The organism is Halomonas sp. 707D4, assembly GCF_024158685.1.
Lineage (GTDB): Bacteria > Pseudomonadota > Gammaproteobacteria > Pseudomonadales > Halomonadaceae > Vreelandella.
Map to the genome: position 1 here is coordinate 1 of NZ_JAMZBD010000258.1, position 4,533 is coordinate 4,533.

At 65.4% G+C, this 4,533-nt stretch carries 4 protein-coding genes and 1 pseudogene; 2 read left to right on the forward strand and 3 right to left on the reverse strand.

What is annotated here, in order from left to right; all coding sequences use genetic code 11:
- Window positions 1-295: pseudogene (locus BIS11_RS11470) on the forward strand (orotate phosphoribosyltransferase); the annotation flags it as partial.
- Here the strand turns inward: BIS11_RS11470 and BIS11_RS11475 are convergent.
- Window positions 280-762: a tRNA (cytidine(34)-2'-O)-methyltransferase gene (locus tag BIS11_RS11475; protein WP_253424719.1), complete on the reverse strand. Its 483-nt coding sequence runs from the start codon at window positions 760-762 to the stop codon at window positions 280-282. The pseudogene BIS11_RS11470 and the gene BIS11_RS11475 sit on opposite strands and share 16 nt — an antisense overlap.
- 242 nt (window positions 763-1,004) lie before the next feature.
- On the opposite strand from BIS11_RS11475, the gene rep reads away from it, so the two are divergent.
- Window positions 1,005-3,059, forward strand: a complete 2,055-nt coding sequence (gene rep, locus BIS11_RS11480) for a DNA helicase Rep (RefSeq protein WP_253424722.1) — start codon at window positions 1,005-1,007, stop codon at window positions 3,057-3,059.
- Window positions 3,060-3,116: 57 nt separating this feature from the next.
- Here rep and BIS11_RS11485 read toward each other — a convergent pair whose 3' ends face one another.
- Entirely contained in the window at window positions 3,117-3,761 is a 645-nt protein-coding gene (locus BIS11_RS11485) for a c-type cytochrome (RefSeq protein ID WP_253424725.1), read from the reverse strand.
- A gap of 309 nt (window positions 3,762-4,070) precedes the next feature.
- A partial coding sequence (locus BIS11_RS11490) for an N-acetyltransferase (RefSeq protein ID WP_253586072.1) occupies window positions 4,071-4,533 on the reverse strand: 463 nt, incomplete at its 5' end.

Sequence of the window (4,533 nt, forward strand, 5' to 3'; positions counted from 1 at the left end):
CATCCTGATCATCGACGACGTGATCACCGCCGGCACCGCCATTCGCGAGGTGATGACACTGATCGAGGCCGAAGGCGCACGGGCCGGCGGCGTGATCGTGGCGCTGGATCGCCAGGAGCGCGGCCAGGGCGAAAAGAGCGCCATTCAGGAGGTCGCCGCCGAGTACGCCATGCCGGTGGTGAGCATCGTCACCCTGGCCCAGGTGCTCGAGTACCTCGAGGAGCACGCCGGTGGCGAGATGCTCGCCTACGCCGAGGCGGTACGCGCCTACCGCGACCGCTACGGCGTCGCCTGATCCTCCACGGCGCCGGCGAAGCCCTGCTGGCGCCAGGCCTCGAAACTCACCACCGCCACGGCGTTGGAGAGATTGAGGCTGCGGTTGTTCGGCTGCATCGGAATACGCAGTTTCTGCGCCTCGGGCACCGCCGCGTGCGCCTCGCCGCTGAGCCCGGCGGTTTCCGAGCCGAACAGCAGAACGTCGCCGGGCGCGAAGGAGACCTCGCTGTAACCACGCGTGCCCCGCGTGGTGATCGCCCAGATGCGTCGCCCGGCCATCGCCGCCTGAAACGTGGCAAAGTCGCGATGACGCGTCACGTTGGCCAGATCCCGATAATCGAGCCCCGCACGGCGCAGCTTCTTCTCCTCGAGATCGAAGCCCAGTGGCTCGATCAGGTGCAGCAGGCAGCCGTTGTTGGCCACCAGACGCATGATGTTGCCGGTGTTGGGCGCCATGCGCGGCTCGAAAAGCGCTACCTCGAACATGACTCTTCCTTTGCGTGCTGCGTTGAGGGGCCGATCGACGACCCGAACGGGCCGGAGGCGACTTGAAGCGGGGATGATGCTCTTGAATGGTGGCGTATTATACAAACTCTTATAGAACTTTGGTCTAATGCTAGAAAAGATTTTTCGATGCTGTCGACCGCATTCGTCGATCGGTTTCGTCTTCGTCGCACCGAGCTGTATGATACGGCCAAAGCGTACCGCTTTCCTGCCAGGTGGTTTTCATGTCCAGCATTCTCACGCGCCTGAACGGCCTCAATCCGCGCCAGCGCGAGGCGGTCAAGTACATCGACGGCCCTTGCCTGGTGCTCGCCGGCGCAGGCTCCGGTAAGACCAGCGTCATTACCACCAAGATAGCCTACCTGGTGAAGGAGTGCGGTATGAGCGCCCGGCGCATCGCCGCGGTCACCTTCACCAACAAGGCCGCCCGCGAGATGAAGGAGCGCGTGGGCCAGATGCTCAAGGGCCGCGAGGGCCACGGGCTGACGGTTTCCACCTTCCACACCCTGGGGCTCAACATCATCCGCGGCGAGCTGAAAACGCTTGGCTACAAGCCGGGCTTTTCGCTGTTCGACCCGGAGGACGCCAAGGCGCTCTTGCGCGATCTGATGAACAAGGACGCCCAGGTCGACGCCGAGCAGATCAATGCGGTGCAGGCCAAGATCTCCACCTGGAAGAACGACCTGGTGCTGCCGGGTGTCGCGCTTTCCCACGCCGAGGACGAGGACGCGCAGTTCGCCGCCCGGGTGTATGAAGCCTACAACCGTCACTTGAAGGCCTACAACGCGGTAGATTTCGACGACCTGATCCTCTTGCCGGTGGTACTGCTTCAAAACGACTTTGATGCACTGGCGCGCTGGCGGCGCAAGATCCACTACATGCTGGTGGACGAGTATCAGGACACCAACGTCTCGCAGTACCTGCTGGTGAAACTTCTGATGGACGAGCGCGCCACCTTCACCGTGGTCGGCGACGACGACCAGTCGATCTACGCCTGGCGCGGCGCGCGTCCGGAAAACCTGGTCACCCTGGGCGAGGATTTCCCCCGGCTCAAGGTGATCAAGCTCGAGCAGAACTACCGCTCCACCGGCACCATCCTGCGCGCTGCCAACACTCTGATTGCCAACAATCCCCACGTCTACGAGAAGACCCTGTGGTCGGAAATGGGCGATGGCGCGCCGATCCGCGTGGTGGTGACCCGCCACGAAGAGGCGGAGTCCGAGCGGGTGGCCAGCGACATGCTCACCCGGCGCATCAAGGAGGGTGCCGAGTGGCGCGACTTCGCCGTGCTCTACCGCGGCAACTTCCAGGCAAGGCTTTTGGAGCTCAAGCTCCAGCACTACCAGATTCCCTACAAGCTTTCTGGCGGTACGTCGTTCTTCTCGCGCAACGAGATCAAGGACGCCATGGCCTACCTGCGCCTTCTGATCAACCCGGCGGACGACAACGCCTTTCTGCGCATCGTCAACGTGCCGCGCCGCGAAGTGGGGCCAGGCACCGTCGAGAAGCTCGCCAACTACGCCACCGAGCGCTCGATCTCGCTGTTCGCCGCCTGCCATGAGCTTGGCCTCGAGCAGGTGCTGCCGACCCGGGCCACGGAGCGCCTCGCCCGCTTCACCCACTTCATCGACGGCGTGCGACAGCGCATGGATCAGGGCGACGCCATCGCCGCGATCCGCGACATGCTGCGCGACATGGATTACGAGGCGTGGCTCTACCAGAACGCCAGCGCCCCGACCATCGCCGAACGGCGCATGGCCAACGTCTGGATACTGATCGACCAGCTCGAGAAATCCTTGAATCGCGACCCGGAAGAGGACACCGACTCCACGGCGACGGAAACCGACGGGGTCGAAGCCGCGATCTCGCGGCTGGTGCTGCGCGACATCCTCGAGCAGCAGGCCGAAGAGGACGACTCCGACCGCGTGCAGCTACTCACCATGCACGCCTCCAAGGGCCTGGAGTTCCCGCACGTCTATCTGATGGGGCTCGAGGAGGATTTGCTGCCGCACAGAAATGCCATCGAGGTCGGTACGGTGGAGGAGGAACGCCGCCTTGCCTACGTGGGCATCACCCGCGCCAGGCGCACGCTGACCATGACGCTGGCCCGCCAGCGCAAGGCCTACGGCGAGCTGATGGATTGCCAGCCGAGCCGCTTTCTCGACGAGCTGCCGGCCGAGGATCTGGAATGGGAGGGCCGGGCCGACAGGGAGGACCCGGACAAGAAGCAGGCGCGCGGCAAGGACGCCATCGCCGGGCTGCGCTCGCTGCTGGGCTGACGACGCCGACTTGTCCACAGCCGCTTGCCGAAAGCCGGCTGTGGACAAGACGTTTTCCTACTGCGCGCGCTCGATCATGTAGTCCACCATCGCCTCGAGCTCGTCGTCGTCCGCCGTGCTCGCCCCGCGCGGCGGCATCACGCCCTTGCCCAGGATCACGCTCTGATAGAGCGCTTCACGCCCCTTCTCCAGCCGCTCGCGCCAGGCGTCGATATCACCAAGCGCCGGTGATCCGGCGATGCCGGTGGCGTGGCAGGTCGCGCAGCGCGCGCGGGCGTAGAGCGCCTCGCCATCCAGCGCGCTGGCGGTGTCACCGGGCGCATCGGCCACCGGCTCGTCAGCGACGGGTTCGCCCGGCGACGCCTCGACCGGGTCGAGGGCGGCATCGATCAGAGGCGCCAGCAGGTAGTGCGTGGCGGCGCGCACCTCGTCGTCGCTCAGGTTGGGATTGCCGCCTCTGGGTGGCATGGCGTTGATGCCGTCGATGGCATGAACCACCAGGGTTTCCATGCCCTGCTCCAGGCGTGGCGCCCAGGCCTCGTCGTCGCCGCGCATCGGGGCACCGGCAACGCCGGTCTGGTGGCACGCCATGCACAGGCGATCATAGACCGCTTCGCCGTCGACCGAACCGGTATCGTCGCCGGCCAGCGCCAAGGTGGTGAATCCGCCCAGGACGAGACCCGTCACGTATTTGAAATTCACTCGATGCTCCTTGAAAACGCCCCGCCATGGCGCTGCGCGCCTTTCCAACGTCGAACGCTGGCGCGAAGCCCTCGATCAGAGGGCCCTGCGCCAGCGCTTGTCGACATGAACGTATGGCCTCGCCTGCGCGTCGAAACGACTCGATCTTCGCCGACGGCCAGGCAGTGCTAGAAGATCAGCTTGAAGACGCCGGTGAGCGTCAGCAGGCCGACGAGAAAGATGAACACGATGATACCGAGGATGATTTTCATTGCGCTTGCTCCATGATGAGTGGAATGACATTCCCTTGTGAATTGTCCCCAGTATAGGTTAAAAATCCGCGCCTTGGCGATCTTGCGCGCGCGGCAGGCACCAGGCCCAAAGCTGCTGCTCGCGCTCGACCTCGAAACCGGCCCTTGCGTAGACGCGACACGCCGGGGCGTTGGCGGCATCGACGGTGAGCGCAAGCGTCGTGGCTCGCCCCTCCAGCGCCAGGCGTCGCGCCTCGTCCACCAGGGCGCGTCCCAATCCCCGCCCGCGCCAGGCGGGAACGAGGCCCATCAACTGAAGCTCCCACTCGGCGTTTGAGCGCGGGGCCAGCAGCAGCGCCCCGACCGTCTCGCCCTCGTGCAGCACCTGGTACCAGTGGCGCGGCGCCTCTGGCGCCTGGGCGTAGAACCCCGCCAGCAGCGCCTCGATCGGCAGTGTGTCGAGAATCACCGGGCAGTCGAGCGAGCCCTCGGCGAGCGCGCTCACGAGCGCCTCCTGGCGCGCCGGGGCCAGGGCGCCGAAC

What these genes read in the sequence shown, in the direction of transcription:
- BIS11_RS11475 (WP_253424719.1), bottom strand. Translation starts at nt 762, where the DNA reads ATGTTCGAGGTAGCGCTTTTCGAGCCGCGCATGGCGCCCAACACCGGC.
- rep (WP_253424722.1), top strand. Translation starts at nt 1,005, where the DNA reads ATGTCCAGCATTCTCACGCGCCTGAACGGCCTCAATCCGCGCCAGCGC.